Annotated in this window: 30 protein-coding genes; 16 read left to right on the top strand and 14 right to left on the bottom strand. The window is 63.3% G+C overall.

All coding sequences use genetic code 11. The features are described 5' to 3' along the window. The first annotated feature begins 82 nt into the window (after positions 1 to 82). Both ABIB80_RS11915 and ABIB80_RS11910 read left to right on the top strand, forming a co-directional pair. The gene (locus ABIB80_RS11915; RefSeq protein ID WP_354127467.1) at positions 83 to 2,584 is read left to right on the top strand and encodes a GAF domain-containing sensor histidine kinase; all 2,502 of its coding nucleotides are present in this window, start codon (positions 83 to 85) and stop codon (positions 2,582 to 2,584) included. A 78-nt stretch (positions 2,585 to 2,662) separates the two neighbouring features. Next, entirely contained in the window at positions 2,663 to 4,300 is a 1,638-nt protein-coding gene (locus tag ABIB80_RS11910; protein WP_354127617.1) for an alpha/beta hydrolase, read from the top strand. A gap of 3 nt (positions 4,301 to 4,303) precedes the next feature. Here the strand turns inward: ABIB80_RS11910 and ABIB80_RS11905 are convergent, their stop codons facing one another. Together ABIB80_RS11905 and ABIB80_RS11900 are read right to left on the bottom strand one after the other, a co-directional pair. Further along, positions 4,304 to 5,884, bottom strand: a complete 1,581-nt coding sequence (locus ABIB80_RS11905; protein WP_354127466.1) for an MDR family MFS transporter — start codon at positions 5,882 to 5,884, stop codon at positions 4,304 to 4,306. A gap of 155 nt (positions 5,885 to 6,039) precedes the next feature. Further along, positions 6,040 to 6,555 carry a YcgN family cysteine cluster protein gene (locus ABIB80_RS11900; protein WP_007593435.1) on the bottom strand — a complete coding sequence of 172 codons (516 nt, stop codon included), beginning with the start codon at positions 6,553 to 6,555 and terminating at the stop codon, positions 6,040 to 6,042. 294 nt (positions 6,556 to 6,849) lie between these two features. On the opposite strand from ABIB80_RS11900, the gene ABIB80_RS11895 reads away from it, so the two are divergent. From ABIB80_RS11895 to ABIB80_RS11885, 3 genes are read left to right on the top strand one after another with little or no spacing between them, the layout of a single operon-like run. After that, positions 6,850 to 9,138 carry a transglycosylase domain-containing protein gene (locus tag ABIB80_RS11895; protein WP_027516951.1) on the top strand — a complete coding sequence of 763 codons (2,289 nt, stop codon included), beginning with the start codon at positions 6,850 to 6,852 and terminating at the stop codon, positions 9,136 to 9,138. A 25-nt stretch (positions 9,139 to 9,163) separates the two neighbouring features. Further along, complete coding sequence (locus tag ABIB80_RS11890; protein WP_007593444.1) at positions 9,164 to 9,742, top strand: DUF1214 domain-containing protein; 579 nt, start codon at positions 9,164 to 9,166, stop codon at positions 9,740 to 9,742. After that, a complete protein-coding gene (locus ABIB80_RS11885) occupies positions 9,739 to 10,323 on the top strand; it encodes a DUF1254 domain-containing protein (protein WP_007593446.1) in 585 nt (194 codons plus the stop codon). The genes ABIB80_RS11890 and ABIB80_RS11885 overlap by 4 nt, the downstream gene beginning before the upstream one ends. Before the next feature lie 322 nt (positions 10,324 to 10,645). Here the strand turns inward: ABIB80_RS11885 and ABIB80_RS11880 are convergent, their stop codons facing one another. After that, the gene (locus ABIB80_RS11880) at positions 10,646 to 10,816 is read right to left on the bottom strand and encodes a hypothetical protein (RefSeq protein WP_007593448.1); all 171 of its coding nucleotides are present in this window, start codon (positions 10,814 to 10,816) and stop codon (positions 10,646 to 10,648) included. A gap of 91 nt (positions 10,817 to 10,907) precedes the next feature. Continuing rightward, positions 10,908 to 11,123, bottom strand: a complete 216-nt coding sequence (locus ABIB80_RS11875; protein WP_245286123.1) for a hypothetical protein — start codon at positions 11,121 to 11,123, stop codon at positions 10,908 to 10,910. On the opposite strand from ABIB80_RS11875, the gene ABIB80_RS11870 reads away from it, so the two are divergent. The 3 genes from ABIB80_RS11870 (at position 11,061) to ABIB80_RS11860 (ending at position 12,494) form a co-directional block, all read left to right on the top strand. Continuing rightward, positions 11,061 to 11,225 (top strand): DUF2933 domain-containing protein, encoded by a 165-nt coding sequence (locus tag ABIB80_RS11870; RefSeq protein ID WP_245286078.1) that lies wholly within the window; start codon positions 11,061 to 11,063, stop codon positions 11,223 to 11,225. The genes ABIB80_RS11875 and ABIB80_RS11870 overlap by 63 nt on opposite strands. Before the next feature lie 15 nt (positions 11,226 to 11,240). Continuing rightward, positions 11,241 to 11,708 carry a hypothetical protein gene (locus tag ABIB80_RS11865; RefSeq protein ID WP_007593451.1) on the top strand — a complete coding sequence of 156 codons (468 nt, stop codon included), beginning with the start codon at positions 11,241 to 11,243 and terminating at the stop codon, positions 11,706 to 11,708. A gap of 591 nt (positions 11,709 to 12,299) precedes the next feature. Continuing rightward, entirely contained in the window at positions 12,300 to 12,494 is a 195-nt protein-coding gene (locus tag ABIB80_RS11860) for a hypothetical protein (protein WP_354127465.1), read from the top strand. Between the two features lie 636 nt (positions 12,495 to 13,130). Here the strand turns inward: ABIB80_RS11860 and ABIB80_RS11855 are convergent. Next, positions 13,131 to 13,889 carry an alpha/beta fold hydrolase gene (locus tag ABIB80_RS11855; protein WP_354127464.1) on the bottom strand — a complete coding sequence of 253 codons (759 nt, stop codon included), beginning with the start codon at positions 13,887 to 13,889 and terminating at the stop codon, positions 13,131 to 13,133. Positions 13,890 to 14,383: 494 nt separating this feature from the next. Between ABIB80_RS11855 and ABIB80_RS11850 the strand changes: the two genes are divergently transcribed. Next, positions 14,384 to 14,659 carry a hypothetical protein gene (locus ABIB80_RS11850; protein ID WP_007593462.1) on the top strand — a complete coding sequence of 92 codons (276 nt, stop codon included), beginning with the start codon at positions 14,384 to 14,386 and terminating at the stop codon, positions 14,657 to 14,659. 147 nt (positions 14,660 to 14,806) lie between these two features. On the opposite strand, the gene ABIB80_RS11845 is transcribed toward ABIB80_RS11850, so the two are convergent. Both ABIB80_RS11845 and ABIB80_RS11840 read right to left on the bottom strand, forming a co-directional pair. Further along, on the bottom strand, positions 14,807 to 15,154 hold the full coding sequence (locus ABIB80_RS11845; RefSeq protein WP_354127463.1) for a hypothetical protein: 348 nt from the start codon (positions 15,152 to 15,154) through the stop codon (positions 14,807 to 14,809). Beyond that, positions 15,141 to 15,428, bottom strand: a complete 288-nt coding sequence (locus ABIB80_RS11840; protein ID WP_198288337.1) for a hypothetical protein — start codon at positions 15,426 to 15,428, stop codon at positions 15,141 to 15,143. The genes ABIB80_RS11845 and ABIB80_RS11840 overlap by 14 nt, the downstream gene beginning before the upstream one ends. On the opposite strand from ABIB80_RS11840, the gene ABIB80_RS11835 reads away from it, so the two are divergent. After that, positions 15,340 to 15,579 (top strand): YjiS-like domain-containing protein, encoded by a 240-nt coding sequence (locus ABIB80_RS11835; RefSeq protein WP_007593466.1) that lies wholly within the window; start codon positions 15,340 to 15,342, stop codon positions 15,577 to 15,579. The two genes, ABIB80_RS11840 and ABIB80_RS11835, sit on opposite strands and share 89 nt — an antisense overlap. A gap of 130 nt (positions 15,580 to 15,709) precedes the next feature. Here ABIB80_RS11835 and ABIB80_RS11830 read toward each other — a convergent pair whose 3' ends face one another. From ABIB80_RS11830 to ABIB80_RS11815, 4 genes are read right to left on the bottom strand one after another with little or no spacing between them, the layout of a single operon-like run. After that, positions 15,710 to 16,210: a GlcG/HbpS family heme-binding protein gene (locus tag ABIB80_RS11830; RefSeq protein ID WP_007593468.1), complete on the bottom strand. Its 501-nt coding sequence runs from the start codon at positions 16,208 to 16,210 to the stop codon at positions 15,710 to 15,712. A gap of 29 nt (positions 16,211 to 16,239) precedes the next feature. Next, the gene (locus tag ABIB80_RS11825; protein WP_157158569.1) at positions 16,240 to 16,899 is read right to left on the bottom strand and encodes a hypothetical protein; all 660 of its coding nucleotides are present in this window, start codon (positions 16,897 to 16,899) and stop codon (positions 16,240 to 16,242) included. Between the two features lie 15 nt (positions 16,900 to 16,914). Next, complete coding sequence (locus ABIB80_RS11820; RefSeq protein WP_007593472.1) at positions 16,915 to 17,823, bottom strand: DUF1259 domain-containing protein; 909 nt, start codon at positions 17,821 to 17,823, stop codon at positions 16,915 to 16,917. Between the two features lie 17 nt (positions 17,824 to 17,840). Then, positions 17,841 to 18,074, bottom strand: a complete 234-nt coding sequence (locus tag ABIB80_RS11815) for a hypothetical protein (protein WP_007593473.1) — start codon at positions 18,072 to 18,074, stop codon at positions 17,841 to 17,843. A gap of 479 nt (positions 18,075 to 18,553) precedes the next feature. Between ABIB80_RS11815 and ABIB80_RS11810 the strand changes: the two genes are divergently transcribed. The 3 genes from ABIB80_RS11810 to ABIB80_RS11800 are packed head-to-tail and all read left to right on the top strand — an operon-like array spanning position 18,554 to position 20,985. Beyond that, positions 18,554 to 19,588, top strand: a complete 1,035-nt coding sequence (locus ABIB80_RS11810) for a Cj0069 family protein (RefSeq protein ID WP_354127461.1) — start codon at positions 18,554 to 18,556, stop codon at positions 19,586 to 19,588. A gap of 3 nt (positions 19,589 to 19,591) precedes the next feature. After that, the gene (locus ABIB80_RS11805) at positions 19,592 to 20,188 is read left to right on the top strand and encodes an ABC transporter ATP-binding protein (protein WP_354127460.1); all 597 of its coding nucleotides are present in this window, start codon (positions 19,592 to 19,594) and stop codon (positions 20,186 to 20,188) included. Then, entirely contained in the window at positions 20,185 to 20,985 is an 801-nt protein-coding gene (locus ABIB80_RS11800; RefSeq protein ID WP_354127459.1) for an ABC transporter permease, read from the top strand. Before ABIB80_RS11805 ends, ABIB80_RS11800 begins: the two co-directional genes overlap by 4 nt. Before the next feature lie 12 nt (positions 20,986 to 20,997). Here the strand turns inward: ABIB80_RS11800 and ABIB80_RS11795 are convergent, their stop codons facing one another. The 3 genes from ABIB80_RS11795 to ABIB80_RS11785 all read right to left on the bottom strand — a co-directional run bounded on the left by ABIB80_RS11795 (position 20,998) and on the right by ABIB80_RS11785 (position 24,028). Next, positions 20,998 to 22,179 carry an MFS transporter gene (locus ABIB80_RS11795; protein WP_354127616.1) on the bottom strand — a complete coding sequence of 394 codons (1,182 nt, stop codon included), beginning with the start codon at positions 22,177 to 22,179 and terminating at the stop codon, positions 20,998 to 21,000. A gap of 112 nt (positions 22,180 to 22,291) precedes the next feature. Then, on the bottom strand, positions 22,292 to 23,659 hold the full coding sequence (locus ABIB80_RS11790) for an NAD(P)-binding domain-containing protein (RefSeq protein WP_354127458.1): 1,368 nt from the start codon (positions 23,657 to 23,659) through the stop codon (positions 22,292 to 22,294). A 51-nt stretch (positions 23,660 to 23,710) separates the two neighbouring features. After that, on the bottom strand, positions 23,711 to 24,028 hold the full coding sequence (locus ABIB80_RS11785) for an ArsR/SmtB family transcription factor (protein ID WP_007593490.1): 318 nt from the start codon (positions 24,026 to 24,028) through the stop codon (positions 23,711 to 23,713). Between the two features lie 129 nt (positions 24,029 to 24,157). On the opposite strand from ABIB80_RS11785, the gene ABIB80_RS11780 reads away from it, so the two are divergent. The 3 genes from ABIB80_RS11780 to arsC are packed head-to-tail and all read left to right on the top strand — an operon-like array spanning position 24,158 to position 25,615. Next, positions 24,158 to 24,520, top strand: coding sequence for an ArsR/SmtB family transcription factor (locus ABIB80_RS11780; protein WP_354127457.1), 363 nt, complete (start codon positions 24,158 to 24,160; stop codon positions 24,518 to 24,520). After that, positions 24,513 to 25,217 (top strand): aquaporin, encoded by a 705-nt coding sequence (locus ABIB80_RS11775; protein WP_354127456.1) that lies wholly within the window; start codon positions 24,513 to 24,515, stop codon positions 25,215 to 25,217. Before ABIB80_RS11780 ends, ABIB80_RS11775 begins: the two co-directional genes overlap by 8 nt. Then, entirely contained in the window at positions 25,214 to 25,615 is a 402-nt protein-coding gene (gene arsC, locus ABIB80_RS11770) for an arsenate reductase (glutaredoxin) (RefSeq protein WP_007593493.1), read from the top strand. The genes ABIB80_RS11775 and arsC overlap by 4 nt, the downstream gene beginning before the upstream one ends. Positions 25,616 to 25,632: the final 17 nt, after the last annotated feature.

Genomic DNA, 25,632 nt, shown 5'->3' with positions numbered 1-25,632 from the left:
GTCGCGGACGCTGGCTCCGGCCGCAGGAGATGTGATAATCCGCCCTGGTGCCGCGCTTGTCCGGCATCAAGCCGGATTGCGAATGACCGCCCCTTCCAACGACATCGCGGAACTTGAGCGCCTGTTACAGGCGGCCACAGCCGAGAACGCGCAGCTTCGCAGTGAGCTCGCGATTGCGCGCGATCGTCAAAGCGCCAGCGCCGGGATTCTGCGCACCATCGCGGCCTCTCCGTCCGATGCCCGGCCGGTCTTCGAGGCGATCGCGTCCAGCTCCCGGCGTTTGCTCGGCGGCTTCTCCGCCACCGTGCTTCAGTTCATCGATGACGAGCTCCACCTCGTGGCGTTCACACCAACGAGCACCGAGGCGGACGAAGGGCTGAAGGCGTCGTTCCCGCGCAAGATTGCCGACTTTCCGACCTTCGCGCTGGTGCGCGGCGGCGAGACGATCCAGTTTCCCGATAGCGAAGCCGCGGAGGTCCCGGAGCTGAACCGGAACCTTGCGCGGCTGCGCGGCTTTCGCAGCGTGCTGTTCATGCCGCTGATGAATCGGGGGACGCCAGTCGGCATGATCAGCGTAACTCGTGCCGAGCCCGGCGCGTTCGCAGCCGACCTCGTGCAGCTGCTCCAGACCTTTGCCGACCAGGCGGTGATTGCGATCGAGAACGCGCGGCTGTTCAACGAGACGCGCGAGACGCTGGAACGCCAGACCGCCACCGCCGACATTCTGAAGGTGATGGCCGCTTCACCCTCCGACGTACAGCCGGTGTTCGACGCCATTGCCGCCAACGCCAACCGGCTGATCGGCGGCTTCTCCACGGCAGTCCTGCGCTACATCGACGGCGCCGCGCATCTTGCGGCGTTCACGCCGACCGATCCGGCCGGCGATCGCGTGCTGCAGTCCTCGTTCCCGGTGCCATTCGCGCAGTTCCCGCCCTACCGGCTCGTGGCCAGTGGTGTGGCGGCGCAATTGCCCGACACCGAGGTCGAACCGGCGGCGCGGGACATCGCGCGCGCCCGCGGCTACCGCAGCATGTTATTCGCGCCTTTAATGAGCGACGGCCAGGCCATCGGCGTCATCATCGCCACGCGGCGCGCGACCGGCGCGTTCGGCGAGCATCATGTGCGGCTGTTGCAGACCTTCGCAGACCAGGCGGTGATCGCGATCAAGAATGTCAGCCTGTTCAACACCACGAGGGAAGCGCTGGAACGGCAGACCGCGACCGCCGACATCCTCAAGGTGATTGCGGCCTCGCCCGCGGATGTGACACCCGTGTTCCAGGCGATCTCCGACAGCGCCAAGTCCCTGGTCGGCGGACATTCCTCCACCGTCACGCGCGTCATCGACGGCCTGCTCCACCTCGCCGCCTTCAGTACCGACAACGAAGCCGGCAACGAAGAGCTGCTCAGCTCGTTCCCGGCGCCGCTATCGGCGTCCGGCATTCACAGCCGAGTGGCAAGAAGCGGAGAGTTCGCATTCCGCAGCGACATGCAGAACGAGCCCGACCTTACGGACGCCATGAGAGAGCTGGCGCGGACGCGAGGTTATCGCAGCATCCTCGTGATCCCGATGCTGCGCGACGGCGTCGCGATCGGCACCATCGGCGTGACGCGGCCGGAGCCCGGTCCCTTCCCGGACAAGGCGATCGCCCTGCTCAAGACCTTTGCCGACCAGGCCGTGATCGCCATCGAGAACACGCGCCTGTTCAACGAGGTGCAGGATCGCACCCGGGACCTCGCCAAATCGCTCGACGATTTGCGCGCTGCCCAGGACCGGCTGGTCCAGACCGAGAAGCTGGCATCGCTCGGCCAGCTCACCGCCGGCATTGCGCACGAGATCAAGAACCCGCTCAACTTCGTCAACAATTTTGCATCGCTCTCCGCCGAGCTGACCGACGAGCTGAACGAGACGCTGGCGCCGCTCCCGCTCGCGGACGACGTCCGCAGCGAGGTCGACGAGCTGACCGGACTGTTGAAGGACAATCTCGCGAAGATCGTGCAGCATGGCAGGCGCGCCGACTCCATCGTCAAGAACATGCTGCTGCATTCCCGCGAGGGCGGCGGCGAGCATCGGCTGAGCGACATCAACGCGCTGGTCGAGGAGAGCCTCAACCTTGCCTATCACGGCGCCCGCGCCGAGAAGCCGCAGTTCGACGTGACGCTGAAGCGCGAACTCGATCCGGCGGCCGGGCAAGCGGAAGTGTTTCCGCAGGAGATCACCCGGGTACTGCTGAACCTGATCTCGAACGGCTTCCACGCGGTGGCCAAGCGCAAGTCGGATGACGGCGCCGCCGATTACGAGCCGGTGGTGATCGCCGCAACGCGCGACCGCGGCGACAGCATCGAGATCCGCATCCGCGACAACGGCACCGGCATTCCGCACGAGGTGAAGGAAAAGATGTTCGATCCGTTCTTCACCACCAAGCCGGCCGGCGAAGGCACCGGCCTCGGATTGTCGATGAGCCACGATATCGTGGTGAAGCAGCACGGCGGCACCATCGACGTCGCGACGGAGCCGGGCAAGTTCACGGAATTCACGATCTGGCTGCCGCGACAGAGCAGCTTTTCAGACAAGAACAAGAGATAGACTGGCCCGGAGGATGCCGTGACGAATCTGGCTTGGCTCGTTCGACGGCAATTGCTCTCGCTGTCCGGTGTCGGCCTCATGCTGGGCGCTCTGTTCTTTGCTGCCGCGCTGACGCCGACGCTGATTCCGCGGAGCTATCTCACGCAAGGCGCGCTTGCCGGCGGCTGTTTCGCGATCGGCTATTTCGCCGGCGTGCTGTGGCGCCAGCTGTGGCATTATCTCGAATTGCCCGAACCTTCGCCGCGGGCAAGATCGATTGCGAATGCGCTGGTCACGGCCGGTTGCCTGCTGGTCGTCGTTATCTTCCTGCGGCGAACCGCCGAATGGCAGAATTCGATCCGCACCGTGATGAAGATGACCCCGGTCGAGACCGCGCATCCGCTCAAGGTCTGCGTCATCGCCCTGATCACGTTCGCCGTGCTGCTGGTGCTGGGGCGGCTGTTCGTGTTTGTCGCCCGCTTCCTCGCCGTGCGCATAAAGCACGCCATTCCGCGGAAGGTCGCCAACGTGCTCGGCGTGCTGATCGCAGGCCTGCTGTTCTGGTCGATCGCCAGCAACGTCCTGGTCCGGACCGCGTTCAATGCGCTCGACTCCTCCTTCCGCGAACTCGACGCCCTGCAAGAGCCAGAGCGGCCGCAACCGGCCGCCCACGATCGAACCGGAAGTTCTGCCTCGCTGGTGAAGTGGCAGGAACTCGGGCGCATGGGGCGCCGGTTCATTGCCTCAGGCCCGACCGCGACGGAGATCAGGGCCGTTTCGGGACAGCCCGCGCAGAATCCCGTGCGCGTCTATGTGGGCCTCGGCAGCCGCGACACGGCGCAGGCGCGCGCCAGGCTTGCGCTCGACGAGCTCAAGCGCCAGTACGGCTTTGAACGCAAGGTCCTGATCGTCGTCACACCGACCGGGACCGGCTGGGTCGATCCATCCGCGATGGATACGGTGGAATATCTCCATCATGGCGATGTCGCGAGCGTCGCGATGCAATATTCCTATCTCAATAGCCCGCTGTCGCTGCTGTTTCAGCCCGAATACGGAGTGGAGGCCTCGCGTGCGCTGTTCACCGAAATCTACGGCTACTGGACGAGCTTGCCCAAGGACAAGCGGCCAAAGCTGTATCTGCACGGGCTCAGCCTCGGTGCCATGAACTCGGAAAAATCCGCAGAATTGTTCGAGACAATCGGCGACCCCATCGCCGGCGCGCTATGGAGCGGAGCGCCATTCGAGAGCCGCATCTGGCGCTCGATTACCGATAACCGCAATCCAGGATCACCGGCCTGGCTGCCGGAATTCCGCGACGGCCGCTTCGTGCGCTTCATGAACCAGAACGGGCCGACGGTGGCGCCGGATACGCCCTGGGGCCCGATGCGCGTGGTCTATTTGCAATACGCCAGTGACGCGATCACATTCTTCGCCTACCGCGATGCCTATCAGGCGCCGGCCTGGATGAATGCGCCGCGCGGGCCTGACGTATCACCGGAGCTGCGATGGTATCCTATCGTGACGATGCTGCAGCTCGCCCTCGATATGGCGGTCGCAACCAACACGCCGATGGGTTTCGGCCATGTCTACGCACCCGAACACTACGTCGATGGCTGGGTCGCGGTCACAGCTGTCGGCGATTGGTCTGCCGAAGCGCTCGCACGGCTCAAGCAGCAGCTCGCAGCGAAAGCGCGGAAGACGGGCAATGGCGACGACGATCCCGATCGCGGTGGCTAACCCCTACTCCGCCATCTCCACCTGCTGCGTGACGGACGGACCGGCCAGCGGCCGCTCCTCCATCATGATCAGGCAGAGCGCGGCGCCGGCCATCAGCGCCGTCGCGGCGCCGAAGACGTAGCGGAACGCATGCCGCATGTCATCGGCGGGAATCGCATTGACAGCGCCGTGATGTTCGCCGGCGAGCGGAACGTCGGCACCGAGCGCGATGAGCAGGATGGCCGCGAACGCCGCGACCGTGAACGAGGACATCAGCGAGCGGAAGAAGTTCAACGCGCCCGTGATGGTGCCGATCTGCGGGCGGGCGACCGAATTCTGCACCGAGACCACGCAGACCGGAAAGGTGGTGCCGAGGCCAAGCGCAAACGCAGCCATCAGCGTCAGCAGTGCCCAGAGCGGCAACGTCGTCAACGTGAGGCCGAGGCCGCACAGCGCAGCCCAGGACGTTCCGACGATGGCGACCCGCTTGTAGTGCTTGGCCCGCGCCATGGTGCGACCGGCGATGGCCGCGCCGCAGGTCGAGACCGCCGCGAGCGGAATCAGCGCGAGGCCCGCTTCGCTGGCGCTGAGGTGATAGACCGCCTCGTAATAGAGCGGCAGCTGCACTGTGAGGCCCGTGATCGCACCGAGCGCGCAACCGCCGGCCGTCAGCCCGAACGGCACAACCGATCCTCCGAGCAGCGGCAGCGGCAGGAACGGCTCGTCCGCGCGGCGTGCGTGCCACACGAAGGTGACCGCGAGCGCGACGGCGCCGCCCACCATCGCAAGCACGGTTGGCGAGAGCCACGGGAAGCGCGTGCCGCCCCAGGTCAGCACCAGCATGAAGACCACGGCGGAGGCCATCAGCAGCACGCCGCCGAGCCAGTCGACCTTGCGCTTGCGGTGGAACACCGGAATCTTCTTCATCCTGGGCAGCAGCAGCGCGATCGCCGCGGCCGCGAGCGGCACATTGATCCAGAAGATCATCGACCAGTGCAGATGCTCGGCGAACACGCCGCCGATGACCGGGCCGAGAATGCCGCCGACCATCCAGACGCTGGAGAAATAGGCTTGATATTGGCCGCGCTCGCGTGGGCTCACGACGTCGGAGATCACGGTCTGCACGACAGGCATGATGCCGCCGCCACCGAGCCCCTGGAGACCGCGTGCAAGAATCAGCATCGGCAGGTTCGGCGCGATCGCACACAGCACCGAGCCCGCGACGAACAGGCTGAGCGAGATGATGATCATCACGCGGCGTCCGTAGATGTCGCTGAGCGTGCCGAATACCGGCGCAACTGCGGTCGAGGCGAGCAGATAGGCGGTGATGACCCAGGAGAGATTGGAGACGTCGTGGAACTGGCGCCCAATGGTCGGCAGCGCGGTTGCGACGATGGTCTGGTCGAGGGCTGCCAGAAACATCGTCAGCATCAGGCTGATGACGATGGTGCGGACCTCGTCCTGCGACAGCGGCGCCGGCGGCGCGAGCGAGGGAGCGTCGTCGACGCTCAAGACCTCGCTCGAAAGGCGCGACAATTCCTCGGCGATATCGTCGGGCAATGTTTGGGTGTCGGCAGAACTGCTCTGCCGCTCGAACTTGTTCATCTCGATCGGAAGCCATGAGGCGGCCCAACGCCGCGAAGGATTCGTTCTAGGCAGCCAATGTAGACAGCAAAGTTCTTCTCGGGCAGGCACCGCGGTGCATGGGAGCATCCCACCCCACGGCCATCCCGAAGACGTGATCTATCTGGTGCGACGGATCAGTCCTTCGGACGTCGCTTCAGGCGGGCCCGTTTCGGCAGCTGCGCCGGCCATTGCACGATGTGGTTCTCGAGCTCATCGTCCGGGATCTCCACCTCGCTGCCTTCGACCCGACCGCGTACGGAGACGCCGGCCTCATGCACGGTATTGGGATCGCCTGACACCAGCGGATGCCACCAATAGAGGTCGCGCCCTTCCGCCACGAGCTTGTAGCCGCAGCTCGGCGGCAGCCAGTTCAGGGTGCGGACATTGGCCGGGGTCAGGCGGACGCAGTCCGGAACCTTGTCGGAACGATTCGCATAGTCCTTGCAGCCGCAGGTCACTCCATCGAGCAGCTTGCAGCCGACATGGGTGAAATAGATGTCGCCGGTGCCATCTTCCTCGAGCTTGTTCAGGCAGCAGCGGCCGCAGCCGTCGCACAGGCTTTCCCATTCGGGCCCCGACATCTCTTCCAACGTCTTGGTTTTCCAGAAGAATCCTTCCTGGCCTGAAGGTCGTTTGGGAGCTGCGGTCATGCGCCTCAACAAAAGTTCGAAAGAGCTACGGCTGGTGCCATCTAGGGCGTGCGGCCGTGGGGCCGCAAGCGACGCCCGCGTGAGGCCCGTAATGAACCGGGGTCAATTAGGCCTGTTGTTCAAAATCGCAAGCGTGACCATTGGTTTATAGGCCCTGCTCGGCTAGAAGGAACAGCAAGTCCCCACCGTCGCTGGCCGGGCGCCTTGGGTTTGCCGCAACACTCCCGCAAGACGTCTCGATGCCGCCCCGGCGGGGTGCTTGAACGCTTTCGAACCAAGCCGCAAGGGTTCTAGGTGCGCCAGATCATACCACCGCATTGGAAGGCCCGGATCCGGAATTTCTTCCTGGATCTCGATGCGCGCATCGACTCCTCGCTGTTCTCCTCGGCCAAGGGCATCCGCGAGCTCTACGAGCGCTACTCGACCTTCATGGACCGCTTCTATGTCGGGCGGTGGAAGCGCTGGGTGTTCATCGAGCCGCTGTCGGAAGCTGCGACCCTCGGCCTCGGCGGCCTGGTGGTGATGCTGACCCTCGCCATCCCGGCCTTCCGCGAGACCGCGGACGAGGACTGGCTGAAGAAGTCCGACCTCGCGGTGACCTTCCTCGACCGCTACGGCAACCCGATCGGCAGCCGCGGCATCAAGCACAACGACTCGATCCCGCTGGAAGATTTTCCGGATGTGCTGATCAAGGCGACGCTCGCGACCGAGGACCGCCGCTTCTACGAGCATTTCGGCATCGACATCGCCGGCACCGCACGCGCGCTCGTCACCAACGCCCAGGCCGGCGGCGTCCGCCAGGGCGGCTCGTCGATCACCCAGCAGCTCGCCAAGAACCTGTTCCTGAGCAACGAGCGCACCATCGAGCGCAAGGTCAACGAAGCCTTCCTCGCGGTCTGGCTGGAATGGCGACTGACCAAGAACGAGATCCTCAAGCTGTATCTCGACCGCGCCTATATGGGCGGCGGCACCTTCGGCGTCGACGGCGCCGCGCATTTCTACTTCAACAAGTCGGCACGCGACGTGACGCTCGCCGAGGCCGCGATGCTCGCCGGCCTGTTCAAGGCGCCGACCAAATACGCGCCCCACATCAACCTGCCCGCTGCCCGCGCCCGGGCCAACGTCGTGCTCGACAACCTCGTCGACGCCGGCTTCATGACCGAGGGCCAGGTGTTCGGCGCCCGCCGCAATCCCGCCTTCGCGGTCGACCGCCGCTACGAGGCGTCGCCGAATTATTATCTCGACTACGCCTTCGACGAGATGCGCAAGCTGGTCGACACCTTCCCAAAATCCTACACCGAGCGCGTCTTCGTGGTCCGGCTCGCGATCGACACCAATGTGCAGAAGGCGGCGGAAGACGCGGTCGAGAACCAGCTGCGCCAGTTCGGCCGCGACTATCACGCGACGCAGGCCGCGACCGTCGTCTCCGATCTCGACGGCGGCATCCGCGCCATGGTCGGCGGCCGCGACTACGGTGCCAGCCAGTTCAACCGCGCCACCGACGCCTATCGCCAGCCGGGCTCGTCGTTCAAGCCTTACGTCTACACAACCGCGCTCCTCAACGGCTTCACGCCGAATTCGATCGTGGTCGACGGCCCGGTCTGCATCGGCAATTGGTGCCCGCAGAACTATGGCCATTCCTATTCCGGCGCGGTGACGCTGACTCAGGCGATCACGCGCTCGATCAACGTTGTACCCGTCAAGCTGTCGATCGCGATCGGCCAGAAGGAGCAGCCGAAGGCGCCGAACCCGGCCAAGATCGGCCGCGCCAAGATCGTCGAGGTCGCGCGCCGCTTCGGCCTCAAGGCGCCGCTGCCCGACACGCCGTCGCTGCCGATCGGCTCGGACGAAGTTACCGTGCTCGAGCACGCGGTGGCGTACGCGACCTTCCCCAACCGCGGCAAGGCGGTGACGCCGCATTCCGTGCTGGAAGTGCGCACCGGCGCGGGCGATCCGGTCTGGCGCTGGGACCGCGACGGGCCGAAGCCGCGCCAGGCGATTCCCGCCTCCGTGGCCGCCGACATGGCCGGCATGATGAGCCACGTCGTCAGCGAAGGCACCGCGCGCCGCGCAGCCCTCGACGGCATTCCGACCGCGGGCAAGACCGGCACGACCAATGCGTATCGCGACGCCTGGTTCGTCGGCTACACCGGCAATTTCACCTGCGCGGTCTGGTACGGCAATGACGACTATTCGCCGACCAACCGCATGACCGGCGGCTCGCTGCCGGCGCAGACCTGGCACGACATCATGCTCGCGGCGCATCAAGGCGTCGAGGTCCGGGAAATCGCCGGCATAGGCATGGGCCAGAAGCTGCCGCCCGAGCGGATCGCCAACGCGCAGGCCAATGCGGCGCCGAAGGTGCTGGAGACTAAGCCCGGTCCGCCGCCCGTATTGACCAAGCGCGGCGCTGACGTTTTGGTGCGGGTCGAGAAGCTGCTGGATGACGCGGCCCGGACCGCGACCAAATCGGCCGCCACCGACCCCAAGCAAGCCAAACCGGCATCGTCCACGAGCGCGCTCGCCTTCCCGCAGAACTACGCGGAAGAGAATGCGAACGCATCCGCCCCGCGCAAGAACTAATCGAAACAAGAACTGATCGAAACAAGTGCGGCTGATCCTGATCACATTGACGGCTCTTCTGCTCGCAACCGTGGTGGGCGTCGGCGCGACTTGGATGACGACGACGCGCGGCACCGAGATCGGCGCGCTGACCATCGGCCCGTGGACCGCGCGCCCGCGCACCGGCACCGCCGACGTCGATCCCTATTCGCGCGCCACCATCGTGCGCAACGGCGAGCTGCCGATCGGCACCGGCGACGGCGTCGCCTTCACCGCGACCGCCGATGACAAGAAGAAGGTGCTCGACGGCCGCTGCGACGTCGTGGTCTCCGGCGTGACGCCGCCGGCACGGTTCTGGACGCTGACGCTCTACGACCGCAAGGGTCATCTCGTCCCGAATTCGCTGCAGCGCTACGGCTTCACCAGCCAGGAGATCGTGCGGCAGTCCGACGGCTCGTTCGAGATCCGCATCGCATCGCGCTCCCGCGCCGGCAACTGGCTGCCGACCGGCGGCATCGAACGCTACGCGCTGATGCTGCGGCTCTACGACACTCCGGTCGGCGTTGCCACACGCACCCAGCGCGACGCACCAATGCCCACGATCACGACGGCGGGCTGCTCATGATCCGGCTGTTGTTCACCATCGTTGCCGGCGTAGTGCTGGGCCTCGTGGTCCATCTCGTCAGCGTGCTGGCGTTGCCACGGATCGCGACCCAGGACGCCTATTCGCGGCTGACGCCGATGACGAAACTCAACGGCGTCACGCAGCTTCCGCTCGCCGATCCGCAGACCTCGCCGATGCCGTTCATGGACCCGGCCTTTGCACTCGCGATCTGCCGCTACGATCTGTCGAACGGGCCGATCAAGCTGACGGTGCCCGTCAGCCAGGCCTACACCTCGGTGTCGTTCTACACCCGCAACGAGATCGCCTATTACGCCATCAACGACCGTTCGGCCGGCAAGAAGGTGATCGAGCTCGACCTGATGACAGAGCCGCAGCACAACGAGCTGCCCGAGGACGAAGAGATCACCGCGGCCGACCGCCTGATCATCGATTCCCCCAGCACCACCGGCCTGATCGTGATGAAGGCGCTCGCCCCCGAGCCTGGCCTGATGCCGCAGGCGCAAGGCTCGCTCGCGGCCGCGAGCTGCGGACCGCAAACCGAGCCGCCCGCCAAGGCGGAAGCACCGCGGGGACGGCGCTGAGGCGCGCAGCTTCGGCGACGCGAAAACAAAAAGTCGAAAAACAACCCCATGCACAGTAGCGTTAGCATTGAAATCGTTAGCCATTTTGGTTGTGCCAAATAGGCGTTTGGACCGATACATCCCTGCCCGTCGCGCAGTTCAGCTTTGACTCGTCGGGCAAAACACTGGCAGAATGGGAGCATCGAAAGTTCACCCGCGCGGAGCAATCCGGCGCGGGTTTTTTCATGCCGGGGCAGATTGCCATGATCCGCGGATGGCTATCGTTGCCATAGCAGGCGGGCGGAATGTTCGCGGGAGACGGCGGTAGTTTCTGGTGCCCGCTTCAGGTGCGATGCACCGCTCGCGGTCTAATAACAGCAGGAAGGAGTTGCGGCCAAAGATTGAAGAAGAAGACGTAGATGATCGCAACTGCCCACCCGTAGATCATGCTGGCTGCAAGGCCGTACATGAAGCTGCCGACGGTAATCATCTTGAAACCGGGAAAGACCGCCATCAAACCAGCTTCTTGAAATCGCGATTTGACCCACATCAACTGCGGTTGCCGACCGTTGCGGGACCCGACGTTTGATTTGCATCAAGGGCTTTCATGCGAAACCTGCGAGTTTGGTTTTGGTCCTGTTGGCAACAGGGCAATCAGGCAATGGTGCCGTCTTGAGGATGCCGCGATGACCTTGCCGGACCATGTTCACGATCAGTCCGGCGCACGCCGGGGCTTGTCGCGCAATTCCCTCATCGTTATGGGGCTTGCCGTCATCGCGGCAATCTCCGGAGCGCTCCTGTTCACCCAGCATCAGGCTCATGTACTCGGTGCTCTGCTTTGGCTGCCCCTTTTGGCTTGTCCGCTTATGCATTTTTTCATGCACGGTAGGCGTCGAGGAGCTGGGGGCCATCACCACGGCTGAATTTGGGAGCGCCCTATGCGCAGCAAAGAATTCGGCTGGTCTGCTTCGTCAATCCTTCTGGGGCTTTCCGGAATCATCCTGATCGGTGTCGGCGGGTATTTCCTTTTCCTTCGGCCTGCGCTGCTGCCGGAGGACATCCGCTACATGAACCTTACGCCTGTCGAGCTGGAATCGATTGGTCCAAGGTTGGCAAGGTGGCTTGCACACGTATTCAACGTAATGGGCGGCTACGTGATGGCGACGGGTGTGCTTACGCTCACTCTAGCCATGACGGCTTTTCGCCAACGAAGTACTTTGGCGCTGGCTGGTGCTATTGTTGCAGGTGTGGTCTCGATAGGCTGGATGGCGGCCGTCAACGTTATGATCAACTCGGACTTCAAATGGGTACTGCTCGGATTTGCGCTCATCTGGGCTGCCAGCATCGCGGCCTTCGCCGCTGAAGTTCGCCGGTTCGACACCAGCCCGTTTGCTGATGTCCGCTAGGTGTCACAAGCCGCAGATCACGCTCAAGGTGGGTGACTTCCGCTTTACGTCGGTGAGCCGACATTTATGAGCACCCTCAGCCGGAGGGGTTCATCAGGCTAGAGATCAGATTGATGTTCCTCACAAGGCCTGATTGTTCCATCGGCGGAACATAGGCAACAACTTCAGGCGACGACCTCGCGCTTAGAATGGCGGGCTCGTTCGAGATTGTCCCCCGCTTGTGCGGTTGATCTACACACTTACTCTTTGGAAAAAGGCAGGAACATTCCTGCGATTGCCAAGTTTTCCCGATGCCCTTCCCCAAGGGCGACCCCGAGTGGCCCCAGCTCCATGCCCCCCAACATCCCCGCGAGCTGGGGCCCGTTTTTTCTCGAAATTTGGGCTGATAACGGGAACCAAGAACCACTTGTTGAGTTGGGCACCATTCGCCACCGCGCCTCAAATGACGTGGTGCCGACACACGAAGGACCTCAGCTGGCCCAGCTCCGAGCTGAAGTCCTTTCTGTGTCGTGTGCGCATTTTAAGCCGAATTCGGAACGAATATTCGACCCTTGAATCATTCCATGTCAGCTAAGTGTCGGATGTCCAACCGTGTCGCGCTTAAATCAGTTCGCCCGTGAGGCCGCAGCGGCATTGCTGCGCATGGCAAAAACAACAAAGGATCCCACGGGCGCTGCTGGCTTGGTACAGCGTGCGGCAGACCTGAAAGACCGCACCGGCGAGCTTCCTGCCATTGATGTCGAGGCCATGGCCGAAGAGCCGCCCAAGCCCTTGACGAAGAACTAAGGCTGCCTCGGTGGATGGCGTAGCTGAACAGGCCGCTCTCGACATTGCATGGTCTCGGCATAGTCTCGCCGCCTTCTTGGCGCCCAGCTCCTTCTCTACGATTTCGACTGAGTTATCCCACTGCGCGTTCCTGCTCTCCGCCAAGGAGCCCGTCATGTCGAGACTAGCGATCTTATTCGTGTCGGCACTTTCTGTGACCTCTGCTACCGCGCAAGATACTGCGTCCGGACGATCGCACGAGCCGGCCGCTGCCAGCGCGTATGAAACACAGCCTTTCCTATTTGATGGACGGATGCGAGGCGACGGCATGAGGCAGCGAGGGCGTGCCGACAATCGTCACCCCAACGTCGGTGCCATTGACGTGCAACCGAAAGCAAACGAGCCAAGGCGCGAACGATGAGCCCGCGTGCCCGCTTTGATCTGCCCGCCCAGCTGTTCGCCCTGGACGAGGTGATCAGTTGCGCCGGCAATACCTCCAATCGGCCTTTCGCTTCCGTTGACGCGATGCAGCTACGTGTTGGTTGATGGGGCCACCGCGGAAATTTGCCGCTGAGCACCGAACCGACGCCTGTGACCCAAGCGGGCATAGCGCACTCCGGCGCGACGTCTGCACCTTAACTCATGGGGAGGTCGATCTCACGCGGCTTGCACTGTCAACTCGCTGACGCGATCTGGTGCATCGAGCATGGCCATGTGCCCAATGTCCGGCAATTCGAACGTGGCCCACGATTTGTCGCTTTTGCAGTCTGCCAGTGCCCTGTCGAAGGCCGGCTGAGGAAATTTCGGCAGGCGGATGTATGTCTTCTTCGCCACTTTTTGGAGCGCTCCGGAAAGCTTGACCTGCTGGAGATAGGTGCCGATCGGATGCGGAGTAACCTTGGACTCGGCGAATACCCGATCGCGTTCGGCAACGACACTGGGCGGATACGTCGGCGATCCACGGACGCCTGCCTCGCCCTTGTCGATGGCCGCCTGTATGCCTTTGCGAACCGGCTCGGCTGCGAAGTCCGCCACCCTTTGTCCATCTGCGGGAATGTAGGCATCAAGCCATACAACCGAGGAGACGCGATCGCCGATGCTTTCGAGCGCGCCCGAGCCTACGAAGCCCGCGTAGGACCACGCCACAAGACAGACGTTGTCGAGACTTTCCCATTTGATCAGGTTGACGACGTCGGCGATGTGGGTGTCCAGATTGAACTCCTTGCTCAGCAAATGCGAGCGCTCGGCTAAACCCGTGAGCGACGGAGCGAACACTTTGTGGCCGCCCTGTTCGAGCCGGTCAATGACCCGGCGCCATATCCAGCCGCCGCAAAAAGCCCCGCTGACAAAGACGAAGGTCTTTCGCGCCGATTGGGCGCGGGCGGCACCAATCACGCTGGATGCCGCTGTTGCCATCAGACCGCTTGCTGCAGCACTGCGAAGCAAGCGGCGGCGACTAACGTGAATTCCTGCCACGACGCGTATCCCTCTCGTGAGGCAATCCGCTACTATGAGTTGTCGATCATAGAGAGTATCCGCCAAAGCGGCAAGGCGGCTCGTGGGGGCGCACCGCCCAGCTCAGAGAGGTCCGCTCAGCGATGCATGGTGCACGTGATTTGCTCAGGCCGAGTTCTTCGCTTCTTGACCCTGAGCGGAAGTCCGAGCCTCAGGATGCCGTTAGCTTGGCTGGGTCTCGGGAATTGTTCTAAGTTGCCGATTTGTTTTCAGGGAGCCTATTCGTGGTGTTTCAGAGCGACCAACTCCACCTGCGAACACTTGTACGGTACTTGCGGAATGAAATTTCCAAGCTTGTGTCGCGGAGGTTATCGCACTTCAGCACCTTCAAACTAGTCGATTTGTCCCGACTGACATACTTTCGTGTTTCACTCCCGACGGACGAGGTGTGGCTGATGTCATTTGGTGCCGGAGGCTCCGAGGTCATACAGTCGATGATGCTCTCGATCGATGAAACCAGGCAAATCTTCCGATCGATCGAGCGCGCGTATGATGATCAAGAATTGGTGGAGATCAAGCTTGGCGATTTGTCATGGAAGACAGACTGTCGGCTCCGGACGAATCCCGACAAAGTCACGATCTCTTTCAAACGTGGTGGGGAGCGAACGCGCGAAGACGTCAGGCGGCAAGACGTAGCCAGGGCAATCGCCGAGTTTCGCAGTCTATTTTGAGTCAAAGGGATGCTGCTAGTGCAGGTCAGCCCGTGGCCCATCAGCGAAGTAGCGGCGCACCTCGTTCAGGTCCACTAAGCGATGCATAGCGGACCAGGTTTGATCAGGTTGAGTTCTTCGCATTTGCCCCGAAGCGGACGTTAACGGTCAGTCTTTCATGCCATCCAGACCGGGATGATCTTTGTAAATGTTGTCCTGAAGCACGGCGTCTATCTGAGAGATGATATCGCCCACCGACATCCTCAAGCTCAGAAACTCATCTGCTGGAGAGGCCTCTTTAGCGAGCGTGCCATTTAAATCGTGCGGCTGATTTCGCGTCCATAGACCATCTCGCGGGAACAGGGTCTGCCTTGCAAATGGCAGCATACCCATCTCAGTTGTACCACTGAGGGAGCGAGGATCTCTACCATCAGGCGGCGCTCCGATCAGCGCTCCTCGATCGGATGCACTCATTTGCAGGGTGCGATGCTTTGCATCGCCGTCAGCTTGAATCATGTGGACGGGCGGCGCCGATCGTCGCTTTTGGCATGACCGGCACTTCAGCGACACCTTCAGCTTCCAGATCAGCGGATCGCTTGTGCGGCAAGGACGAGCATGATAGCAAAGGCCATCGGGTCAAACACAACCGCCCGACCAGCTTTCGAGCCAAGCGTTGTTTCGCTCCATTATGGAGGTGAAACATGTCTTGCGACAGCACCACTGGCTCAATCGGCGCATCCAGCTCAGCCTTCGTTCCTTCTCCAAACCCTGGATGGTTCTGGAAACTCACGCTCGCACTGCTGGACGGCATCACACGGCGCCGCCAATACGACGAGCTTCTCGAACTGGACGACCGGCTTCTCGCGGACATCGGCTTATCGAGAACAATCGTTGGCGAGGCTCGACGGTGTTACTTCTCAGGTTGGCGCGACGATGGGTGATCGTCAAATCCTGTCAATGAGCGGCCACACCTGAGCGTGCGAAGGCGGCGCGTCTGCTTATCCCTGCGGATCAGACGGCCGCCAGGCTCGCGAAAAGGCTGAAGGACTTTTTGACCGCGATCTTTACGCCTCAGAAGTCCAGCTTGTCGCGTACGGCGTCAATTCCGGCTTTCGCGCACGCTTCGTCCGCGTCGCCGCCCGGAGCGCCGGACACGCCGATCGCGCCGACCAGGGAGCCGCCGGCTTCGACGATCAGTCCTCCGGCGATGACGACCGCTCCGGGAAGGTTGCGAATGCCCGCCTGCATCATGCCCGGCTGGCTGATCGCGTTCAGCTCGGTCGTGCTGGTCTTGAACGAGGCGGCTGTCCACGCCTTGCCTGCTGCCGTCGAGGGCGTGTGAGGACCTGCAAAGCGGTCGCGCAACATCACTTGCGTGACGCCGAAGCGATCGACGACGGCAACTGCAACCTGGTATCCACGGGTGCGGCAGTTCGCCAACGCAGCGCGCGCAAGATCGAGCGCCAGTTCCGGACCGAGCGATTTGTAGGCGACCAGACCTTCCTCCGCCCGCAGTGGGCAGATGGACACAATCAGCAGGGCCGTCGCGACCGACAGGCATCGAACGTTCATGGCAATCTCCGGCATAGGTGACCAAACGCCTATTTGGTCTCACCATATGTCAGATCATCGAACAGGGTCACGCTATCTGCCTTGGTCCACAGGCCGATCATGCCGGCGTCCGGAATGGTGGCGTCTTCCACCTCGAACAATTGCTTTCCGTCATAGCTCACCTTGAACCGACGTCCTGCGAAGTCGCAGCGCAGCACGTGCCATTGCCCGGATGACACCGGCGCGCTGACGCCATAGCCGCCTTTGCGACCCACGATCTCAAGCGACATTCGAACGCCCTTGATCGTCTTGTACAGCACGACATTGTCCTCCAGCGCGTTAGCCCGGACCACGTAGTAATTATCGGCATCCTTCGCACGCCAGATAACTCCCGCGGCGCGATCCTCGGAGCCGGCGACGGCCTTGAATTTCACCTCGACAAAGCCGTCGCGGATGGCCGTATCGCGCTTGATGGCGAGGGGAAACGTCGCCCGTCCCGATTGCTTGAGAACGTTCGGCTTGCTGGGCGCCGTCGCCTCGGCCTCCACGGTCCATTTCGGCTGTCCTTTGCCGGTCATCGTCAAGGTCCATCCGTCGGGCGACGTTCCGGCAGCAGCGTTGTCGAAATTCAGGGTCTCGGCCATGGCGTTCCCTCCCACGAATAAAACCAGCATGGATGCCAGCGCAAGCTTGCCCATGAGCTTGTTCATGTGCGTGTCCATGCATCAGCCCTTCGTGCTCGCCGTCTTGTCGAGCGCCGCACGGAGGCCCTCTGCGAGCTTGAGGGCATCGTCGTTGGCCCAGAAGTGCATGAAGAAGAGCCGCGGCTGTTCGTCCAGCATGTGGCTGTGCAGCGCGGTTACCTCGATTCCGTGCGTTCGAAGCGCCAGGATGACCGGGTTCACCTCGTCGCTGGTCAGCACGAAGTCGCCGGTGATGGCCGCCCTGCCCGTGCCCGTCGGTTGGAAATTGATGGCGATCGCGACGCCCATCGCGGCGACGGGGGTCAGCAACATGCCGTCTTCCGTGACGGGGTCGCGCCGCTTCACGTTGAACTGGTAGACGCCGCCATTCGCTTTCCCGTTCACTCCGATGATCTGGTCAAGTTTCGCCGTGTCGAGGTCGATGGCGGGCGGCGGGTTCGCCGGCGCCGTGACCGTCAGCGGGGTTTTGCTTTCGGCCAGGGCATCATGGAGCGCCGAGGCCAGTTTGACGGGATCGCCGTGTCCGGCGACGTGCATGTAGAACGTGGCCGGGCTCGCGCGCAGCAGATGATTGTGCACGGCTGTGATCTCGAGCCCGCTCGCAATCATTTTCGCCATCACGGGATTGATCTCGGTCTCGAGCAGCACGAGGTCGCCCATGATCATTGCGCCGCCATGCGCAGGCTTGAACGCGATCCAGCCGCCAAGAGCCAGCGCCGGCTTGATCGCAACCCCGTCCAACGTCACGGAGAGATCGCTGCGGGGAAAGCCGTAACGGCGGACGTCGTCCGAGACGGCGGGCTTGCGGCCCAGGGTCTCGTCCACCTTCTGCCAGTCGGCATCTTGGGCATATGCCGGGACGAATGGACCGAAGCGAAATGCAAGAAGACAGATGCCAATGCCGACCACGGCCCAGATGATTCTTTTCATCGTGCTGCTCCCTAGGCTTAGTTTCGCTCTTTGACCTGACCGCTGCTGTCGACGACCAGCGTCACCGCCTTGCCGTTCTTCACCGCCTTTGCGGTGATACCCTCGGCCGTCGACTTGATGTCGCTGACTTGCGCATAGCCGGCCGCCTGGATCCTGGCGACGAGTTCCTCCTGCGTCAGAGCGTGCACGCTCGACAGCCCGCCCGCGACCGCAAGCAGCAGAACCGTGCGGAAGATTGTTCGTGTTCGCATGACCATTCTCCTGGTTTGTCCTGCCCCAGGTGAAGTCCGTTTCGCGATCTTGCCCTACGCGATACCCACACGGCGCAAGAGGCGGCGGGCATCGATGCGCACAGCGATGCGACCGGCGCGGACGCCGTGCCGAAAAGTCGAGCCGGTCTGACGGATGAAATCGGGGGTATATGATGACATGCTGCGCCCTTGGTGATCAGGACGCGATGCTTGGGCATGTCGCCTCACGGGGAGATCGCATATCCCCGAGCCCCAAGTAAAAGCCCCCGGGCGGGAGCTGTCAACCGGCGGGAGCTTCGGGCTGCCCACCAAAGCGGCCGGCGAACGTCACGAAGAATTCACTGCTCCGCGGAACCGCGCCAGCCACATCTTGAAACTCGCGGACGGCCCCGCTAGTGTCCTTTGCGTGGGGACAAAGCAGACTCCCCGTGAGGCCTCGGTCCAAGCTCTGCGCAGCACGCCATTCGTGGAGCTTGCGCATGGACACCGAACGACACCCTTCTCACCAACACACCGTCGCCATCCTCTCACGCGGAGACGCTGCCGCGCGCCGCGACGCGACGGCACAAAACAGCCGCTTCGCGCAGCTTTTCGAAGCCCTCGCCGCCGTCGGTATCGCGGCGCGCCCGGCGATCTATGATGAAAGTTTCGCCGAGGACGTCCGTGAACAATTGCTCGGGGTGGACGGCGTGCTCGTCTGGGTCAACCCCATTCAAGACGGTCGGGATCGCGCTGGTCTCGACGCATTGCTGCGCGACGTCGCCGCACGCGGCGTGTGGGTCAGCGCTCATCCCGATGTCATCCTCAAGATGGGCACCAAGGAGGTTCTGTATCGTACCCGCTCGATGGGCTGGGGAAGCGACACCACTCTATATCAAACCGCTGCGGCGATGCGCGCCGAGTTACCGACGCGGCTCGCCGCCGGTCCGCGCGTGATCAAGCGCAACCGGGGCAATGGCGGCCAAGGCGTCTGGAAGGTCGAGAAGCTGCCGGCTTCTCCAATGATAAAGGTGCTGGACGCAACCAGGGATGGCTCCGAGGAACTGACGCTGGATGATTTTGTCCGCCGTTGCGCGGAGTATTTCGAAAATGGCAGCGTGGTCGATCAGCCATTCCAGCCTCGCTTGAGCGAAGGCGTGTTGCGTTGCTACATGGCGGGCGATCGCTGTGCCGGCTTCGGCTATCACAAGGTCAAGGCCCTGGTGGACTCGCCGGCCGCCCGTTCCGGGGCCGGACCACGGCTCTATGCGTCCAACGCAGACCCGCGCTTCCAGCGGCTGCGTCGGTTGATGGAGGACGAGTGGACGCCCCAGCTGACGTCGTTGCTGGATATTCCGCGACTTGACCTGCCTGCGATTTGGGACGCCGACTTCATGCTTGGCCCGGTCCGTCCCGACGGGACCGACAGCTATGTCCTCGGTGAGATCAATGTCAGCTCGGTGCATCCTTATCCGGACGAGGCGCCGGCGGAAATTGCAGTGCGGGTTGCCGATCGGCTCCGGCGCAAGCTTTGACACATGCTCACGGTCCGCGCGCTCAAGCGCTTGCACATCTCCGTTTCATTCGACTTGCAGGACGGCGAATGCGTCGCCCTGCAAGGGCCCTCCGGCGTAGGGAAGACCCAACTCCTTCGCTCGATCGCGGATCTCGATCCCAACGAAGGAATGGTCAAACTGGACGGAACGCTCAGGGAGGCGATGCCTGCCCCGGCCTGGCGCAAGCGAGTGACCTATCTCGCCGCCGAACCGGGCTGGTGGTCCGACATCGTGCAAGACCACTTCAGCGGCTGGGATGATGCCTTACCGTTGGTCACGAGACTGGGGTTGCCGCGCAGTTGCGGTCCCTGGCCGATCCAAAGACTTTCGACCGGCGAGCGACAACGGCTGGGGCTGGTGCGGGCGCTGATGCTGAGGTCGCGGGTTCTTCTCCTGGACGAGCCGACATCGGCCCTCGATTCGGCATCGACGGCGGCCGTTGAATCCTTGATCGCGGAACGCATTTCGAATGGAACGAGTGTCGTTTGGAGCACTCACGACAACGCTCAGGCCCGCCGCGTCGGGTCGCGGGTCCTTGTGATGAATGCCGACGGTGGAATCGAGGAAAATCGGCCGTGAGTTACATTCACTTGGCATACGGCGATTTGGTTCTGCCCGCGCTCCTTGTCGTCATGGATGGCGCGCTCTCGCTTGCTCTCCGCCTCAAGCTTGAAAAGCAGCTGGCCATCGCCACCGTGCGGATGGTGCTTCAGCTGATACTCGTCGGATACGTATTGACGTTCCTGTTTGCCGTGGTCTCGCCGCTCTGGACCGCCCTCGCCGCCGTCGCCATGGTTCTCTTCGCATCACGGGAAATCGTCGCTCGGCAAAAGCGACGCCTGCCGGGTATCTGGAGCTATGGCTTAGGGGCGGGATGCATGTTGCTCGCGGCCGGGACCGTCACGATGTTCGCGCTTCTGACGGAGGTACGCCCGGATCCGTGGTATCATCCGCGCTATGCGCTGCCATTGTTGGGCATGATCCTGGGCAACACCATGACGGGAATAAGCCTGGGCCTGGACGTGCTGACGAATAGCCTGGTCCGCGAACGAGCCGCCGTCGAAGCTTGCCTTGCTCTTGGCGGGACCCGCTATCAGGCGTTGCTGCCGGTCCTGCGGGACGCATTGAGAAGCGGCTTCACGCCAATCATGAACAGCATGGCCGCGATCGGCCTTGTCTCTTTGCCGGGGATGATGACCGGTCAAATCCTTGCAGGCGTCGAACCGATCGACGCCGTCAAGTATCAGCTCTTGATCATGTTCTTGATCGCCGGCGGAACGGGATTGGGAACTCTCGCCGCCGTGACGGGAGGCGCTCGCCTTCTCACCGATCATCGACATCGATTGCGCCTCGATCGAATTCTCACTGCCGAGTAGAATTGCGCGACCTCACGCCGATTGCGCCCGAACAGACTGGCCCTTCCGCGCCCACAGCAGCGCGAATGGACCCAACGCGATACCAGCCGCAAGGACAACGAACGCGAGCAGCCACCCGGTCGCGCTCTGCGGACCGCCGGCTGCGTCGAGCGCGGCGCCGGTGCCCCAGGCGCCGACGGCCGACAGGCCGAAGCCGACCGTCGAATGCAGGGCCAGGGTCGCGCCGCGATGTTCGGTTACGGCCGCGGCCGACATGCCGGCGGTCAACGCGCCGGAATCCGCCGGCACGGTCAGGCCATAGACGAGCAGCAGCAGTGCGAGCACCCAAGCCGGCGCCGTCGCGTTGAGGCCGATGATCAGTGCGACGCAGGCCGACGCGATCATCACGACCGTGATCGCGCGATGGCGGCCGAACTTCAGCGCGGCCTCGTTGCCGAGGATGCTGGCCGGCATCGAGATCACCGCAAAGCAGAAGCTCAGCACGACGGGGCTCAACCACGACGGCGCACCTTGATGCGCGACGACGAAGGTCCAGAACCCGACCAGCCAGGTGCGGATGCCGTAGAGCTCGAAGCAATGGGCGCCGTAGCCGAAGATGTATCCGAGCGCCTCGCGGTTGGCGAAGACAGGCGCGAAGTTCAACAGACGTCCCGCCTTCGGCGCGGGCCGCTGCGCCTGCATCAGAAGGCACGCGACGACCATTGCGATAGGACCGAAGCCGGTGACAAGGAAAGCGGTCCGCCATCCCCAACGGTCGGCGATCACTTGCGCGACCAGGAACGAGAGGCCGACCCCGACCGAGAAGCTCGACGTGTACAGCGTGACGGCGCGCGAGGTGTCGCCAGCCGGAAGCCGGTCTGTCAGCGCCTTCAGGCCCGGCATGTAGGCGCCGGCAAATCCAAGCCCTGCAAGCGACCAGATCGCGGTCGCCGACCAGAACCCCTGCGCGAAAATGCCGAAAGCTGCGGTCGCGAACCCGCTGACGATCGAGCCCCAGAGCAGGACGAGCCGCGCGTCGATCCGATCGGTCAACGTCGTCAGCACGGGCACGGCGAGCATGTAGCCGAACGCGTAACCGCTCGCCATCAAGCCGCCTTCGGCCGCCGACAGGCCCCACGCCGGCATCAGATGCTGCGCCAAGTTCGCGGAGAGCGTCACATGCGGCAGCAGATTGCCGACCTGGCCGATGCACATCACCGCGATCAGGGACCGGCCGCTCAGCTTACGAATGCTGTCCTCCCCCCAGCTCGACACGGCGTACCAACCACAATGGGCAACTCTCCGGCTTCTCCTGCAAGACCTAAATTCATGAACAACCGCACCCCGAAGCGCCGGCCTTCTTCGCCGCTTCGTCGGCGGCGCAACACGCCGTTGGTTCCTGCTTCGCCGGCCCACCGCAACATCCTGATGCGGCCCCGGCGGCTTCGAGGCCACCGCGCGTGCAAACGCCGGTCTCCGGCAGCACGAGCTCCAACCTCGCGGCGGCTTTCTTGTCGCCGGCGAGATCGGCCGCAATCGAGCGCACCTGCTCATATCCTGTCATCATGAGAAAGGTCGGCGCGCGGCCATACGACTTCACGCCCGCCATGTAGAAGCCCGGCTCATCGTGCGCGAGCTCGCGCGCGCCGTGCGGGCGCACCGTGCCGCAGCTGTGCTCGTTGGGATCGATGAGCGGCGCGAGCGCGACCGGCGCCTCGATGGCGGGATCGAGCCGCAGGCGCAATTCGGACAGGAATGAAAAGTCGGGACGAAAGCCCGTCGAGACGATCAGGTCGTCAACGATCACACTTCGCGCACCACAACCCGAGCCGGCCGCGATCTCGAGGCGGCCTTCGGAGTCCGACAGTTGCGTGACGCTGAATCCGGTTTCGACCCTGATCTTCCCGGCGGCCACGAGCGCGGCGAAGGTGGAGCCGAGCTCTCCGCGTGCAGCGAGCTTGTCATTCCGGCCGCCGCCAAAAGACTTGGCGGGATCGGCGCCCCGCAACAGCCAGATCGCTTGCGTCCCCGGCACTTCCTCGGCGAGATGCACGAGATCGATCAGCGTGCCCACCGCGGAATGGCCGGCGCCGAGCACCGCAACAGTCTTCCCGGCATATCTGGCGCGGCCGGCACCACGGACATCGGGCATGCCATAGGCGATGTGGCCGGCGCATTCGCGCTCGCCGATCGCGGGCAGGCCATTAGCTCCGGCGGGATTGGGCGAGAACCATGTGCCTGATGTATCGATCACGGCATCCGCGCGCGGCACTTCAGGACCTTTGCCGTTCTGGTAGCGGATTTCGAAAGGCGCCTGCTCACGCCCCTTCGTCTTCGCCTTATCGAAGCCGACGCGGCTGATGGCCGAGACGCGGCTGGACGTCCGGATCACCTCGCGCAGTGGCGTTCGCGTCGCAAGCGGCGTCAGATATCGATCGAGCAGTTCGCCACCCGTCGGATAGGAGCCCGGGTCCGGCGAATTCCATCCCGTCGGCGCCAGCAGGCGCGCCGCGGCCTTGTCGATGTTATATTCCCACGGTGAGAAGAGCTGGACCTGCTGCCACTGGCGCACCGCGTGCCCCGCTTCGGATCCTGCCTCCAGCACGAGGGGTGACATGCCACGCTCCAGGACGTGCGCAGCTGCTGCGAGGCCGACAGGCCCTGCCCCGACGATGGCGACCGTCTTAGCGTTCATTCGGCTTCTCCCATATTTCTAGAATCATCGAACAATATCAGCCAAAAAGGATCACGCCGCGGTTTGCGTCGTCTTGCATCCGACTTCGTCTGCGCAGCACTCCGCCGCCAGGAAATCGACCAGACCCCGCATCGCGTCGAAGTTTGCGTGGCAGATCAGCGTGGTCGATTCCCGGACCTGACTGACGAGCCCGACCGAGACCAGGGTCTTGATGTGATGCGACAGCGTCGATGCCGGGATCTTCAGCTTGTCCTGCAACCGACCGACGGGCATGCCGGAGTGTCCGGCCCGGACCAGGGCACGATAAATCTGGAGTCGCGTCCGGTTGCCCAGGGCTTCAAGGCGTGCTGCTGCGTCATCGATCTTCATGCGTGCCACGATGTGCCGGCGGATGCCAAACTGTCAAACCATATTTCTGGAATGTTCGAAATACGGGCTGGGTCGCCCAGGGGGAATTCCGGATTGACGCGCTTCAATTACTTCCATAAATCTGGATATATGGAAACGGAAGAAGCTGTCCTCGCGCTCGCCGCCCTGGCCCAGTCGACCCGTCTGGAGGCCTTCCGCGCACTGGTCAGGCACGAGCCTGATGGTCTCGCTGCGGGCGATCTCGCACGGCTGTTGGAGGTCCCTCAGAACACGCTCTCGGCGCATTTGTCGATCCTGACGCGCGCGCGCCTCGTCACCTCGGAGCGGCACAGCCGTTCGATCGTCTACCGCGCCAACCTCACCGAATTCCGGAACGTCGCGGTCTTCCTGCTGCGGGATTGCTGCGGCGGGCGGCCGGAAGTTTGCGAGCCGGTCGTCGAAACCCTGCAAGCCTGCTGCAAGCCAAGACGCAAGGAGCGAAGCCGTGCCTGATCAATTCGATCTTCCGCGCCGCCTCGCGGCCGAGGCGCTCGGTACGGGCATTCTCGTCGCCACGGTGGTCGGCTCCGGCATTATGGCGGAATCCTTGACCAAGGATGTCGCGCTTGCGCTTCTCTGCAACGCGCTGCCGACGGGAGCCATTCTGGTTGTCCTGATCACGGTGTTGGGCCCGATCTCCGGCGCGCACTTCAATCCGGCGGTCACGCTGGTCTTCACCGGCAGGCGCGAGCTGCCGGTTAACGAGGCTGGACTTTATGTGGCGGCGCAGATCGCCGGCGGCATTGCGGGAACTATGGCGGCGCATCTGATGTTCGGACTGCCGCTGATCGATCTCTCGACGAAAATGCGAACCGGAGGACCGCAATGGTTCGCCGAAGCCGTCGCTGCTTTCGGTCTGGTCGTCACAATCCTGGCCGGCATCCGGTTTCAGCGGACTGCCGTCCCCTGGCTGGTCGGCCTGTACATCACGGCGGCCTATTGGTTCACGGCTTCGACCTCATTCGCCAATCCGGCAGTGGCCATCGCAAGGTCGCTGACAAACACGTTCTCGGGCATACGTCCCACCGACCTGCCCGGATTCATTCTCGCGGAGCTGTGCGGAGCCTTTGCCGGCATGCTGTTGATGAATTGGTTGCTCGGACGGCCCCAGGCGCAAGGCCCCATCCCAATCGCGGAGACTACCTCATGAGCGTCACGATCTATCACAACCCCGCCTGCGGCACCTCGCGCAACACGTTGGCGATGATCCGGCAGAGCGGCGTCGAACCCGTCGTGATCGAATATCTGAAGACGCCACCATCCCGCCAAACGCTTGTCGAGCTCATCAAGGCCCTGGGCATCTCCGCTCGCGCGCTGCTGCGCGAGAAAGGCACGCCCTACAAGGAGCTCGGCCTCGACGACCCCAAATGGTCCGACGACGAGCTGATCGACCAGATGCTCGCGCATCCCATCCTGATCAACCGTCCGATCGTGGTGACGCCCAAGGGCACACGCCTGTGTCGTCCCTCGGAAGCCGTCATCGATCTCCTGGACAACCCCGTCGGCCGGTTCGTGAAGGAGGATGGCGAGGTGGTCGAAGCGCGATGATTGCCGACATGGCCTCG

It is taken from the genome of Bradyrhizobium sp. i1.15.2 (assembly GCF_040548425.1).
GTDB lineage: Bacteria > Pseudomonadota > Alphaproteobacteria > Rhizobiales > Xanthobacteraceae > Bradyrhizobium > Bradyrhizobium canariense.
The sequence above is the reverse complement of the archived record's forward strand: the minus strand, read 5'-3'. Positions and strand labels throughout refer to the sequence as shown.

Excerpts from the sequence above, each read along its gene's own strand:
- ABIB80_RS11905 (WP_354127466.1), bottom strand. The coding sequence starts at position 5,884 with ATGAACAAGTTCGAGCGGCAGAGCAGTTCTGCCGACACCCAAACATTG.
- ABIB80_RS11915 (WP_354127467.1), top strand. The coding sequence starts at position 83 with ATGACCGCCCCTTCCAACGACATCGCGGAACTTGAGCGCCTGTTACAG.
- ABIB80_RS11900 (WP_007593435.1), bottom strand. The coding sequence starts at position 6,555 with ATGACCGCAGCTCCCAAACGACCTTCAGGCCAGGAAGGATTCTTCTGG.
- ABIB80_RS11815 (WP_007593473.1), bottom strand. The coding sequence starts at position 18,074 with ATGCGAACACGAACAATCTTCCGCACGGTTCTGCTGCTTGCGGTCGCG.
- ABIB80_RS11865 (WP_007593451.1), top strand. The coding sequence starts at position 11,241 with ATGCGCAGCAAAGAATTCGGCTGGTCTGCTTCGTCAATCCTTCTGGGG.
- ABIB80_RS11825 (WP_157158569.1), bottom strand. The coding sequence starts at position 16,899 with ATGAACAAGCTCATGGGCAAGCTTGCGCTGGCATCCATGCTGGTTTTA.
- ABIB80_RS11910 (WP_354127617.1), top strand. The coding sequence starts at position 2,663 with ATGCTGGGCGCTCTGTTCTTTGCTGCCGCGCTGACGCCGACGCTGATT.
- ABIB80_RS11885 (WP_007593446.1), top strand. The coding sequence starts at position 9,739 with ATGATCCGGCTGTTGTTCACCATCGTTGCCGGCGTAGTGCTGGGCCTC.
- ABIB80_RS11835 (WP_007593466.1), top strand. The coding sequence starts at position 15,340 with ATGTCTTGCGACAGCACCACTGGCTCAATCGGCGCATCCAGCTCAGCC.
- ABIB80_RS11845 (WP_354127463.1), bottom strand. The coding sequence starts at position 15,154 with ATGATTCAAGCTGACGGCGATGCAAAGCATCGCACCCTGCAAATGAGT.
- ABIB80_RS11855 (WP_354127464.1), bottom strand. The coding sequence starts at position 13,889 with ATGGCAACAGCGGCATCCAGCGTGATTGGTGCCGCCCGCGCCCAATCG.
- ABIB80_RS11820 (WP_007593472.1), bottom strand. The coding sequence starts at position 17,823 with ATGAAAAGAATCATCTGGGCCGTGGTCGGCATTGGCATCTGTCTTCTT.
- ABIB80_RS11810 (WP_354127461.1), top strand. The coding sequence starts at position 18,554 with ATGGACACCGAACGACACCCTTCTCACCAACACACCGTCGCCATCCTC.
- arsC (WP_007593493.1), top strand. The coding sequence starts at position 25,214 with ATGAGCGTCACGATCTATCACAACCCCGCCTGCGGCACCTCGCGCAAC.
- ABIB80_RS11780 (WP_354127457.1), top strand. The coding sequence starts at position 24,158 with ATGGAAACGGAAGAAGCTGTCCTCGCGCTCGCCGCCCTGGCCCAGTCG.
- ABIB80_RS11830 (WP_007593468.1), bottom strand. The coding sequence starts at position 16,210 with ATGAACGTTCGATGCCTGTCGGTCGCGACGGCCCTGCTGATTGTGTCC.
- ABIB80_RS11805 (WP_354127460.1), top strand. The coding sequence starts at position 19,592 with ATGCTCACGGTCCGCGCGCTCAAGCGCTTGCACATCTCCGTTTCATTC.
- ABIB80_RS11795 (WP_354127616.1), bottom strand. The coding sequence starts at position 22,179 with ATGTGCATCGGCCAGGTCGGCAATCTGCTGCCGCATGTGACGCTCTCC.
- ABIB80_RS11850 (WP_007593462.1), top strand. The coding sequence starts at position 14,384 with ATGTCATTTGGTGCCGGAGGCTCCGAGGTCATACAGTCGATGATGCTC.
- ABIB80_RS11875 (WP_245286123.1), bottom strand. The coding sequence starts at position 11,123 with ATGAGCCTGATGCTGGGTGAACAGGAGCGCTCCGGAGATTGCCGCGAT.
- ABIB80_RS11790 (WP_354127458.1), bottom strand. The coding sequence starts at position 23,659 with ATGAACGCTAAGACGGTCGCCATCGTCGGGGCAGGGCCTGTCGGCCTC.
- ABIB80_RS11870 (WP_245286078.1), top strand. The coding sequence starts at position 11,061 with ATGGGGCTTGCCGTCATCGCGGCAATCTCCGGAGCGCTCCTGTTCACC.
- ABIB80_RS11880 (WP_007593448.1), bottom strand. The coding sequence starts at position 10,816 with ATGGCGGTCTTTCCCGGTTTCAAGATGATTACCGTCGGCAGCTTCATG.
- ABIB80_RS11785 (WP_007593490.1), bottom strand. The coding sequence starts at position 24,028 with ATGAAGATCGATGACGCAGCAGCACGCCTTGAAGCCCTGGGCAACCGG.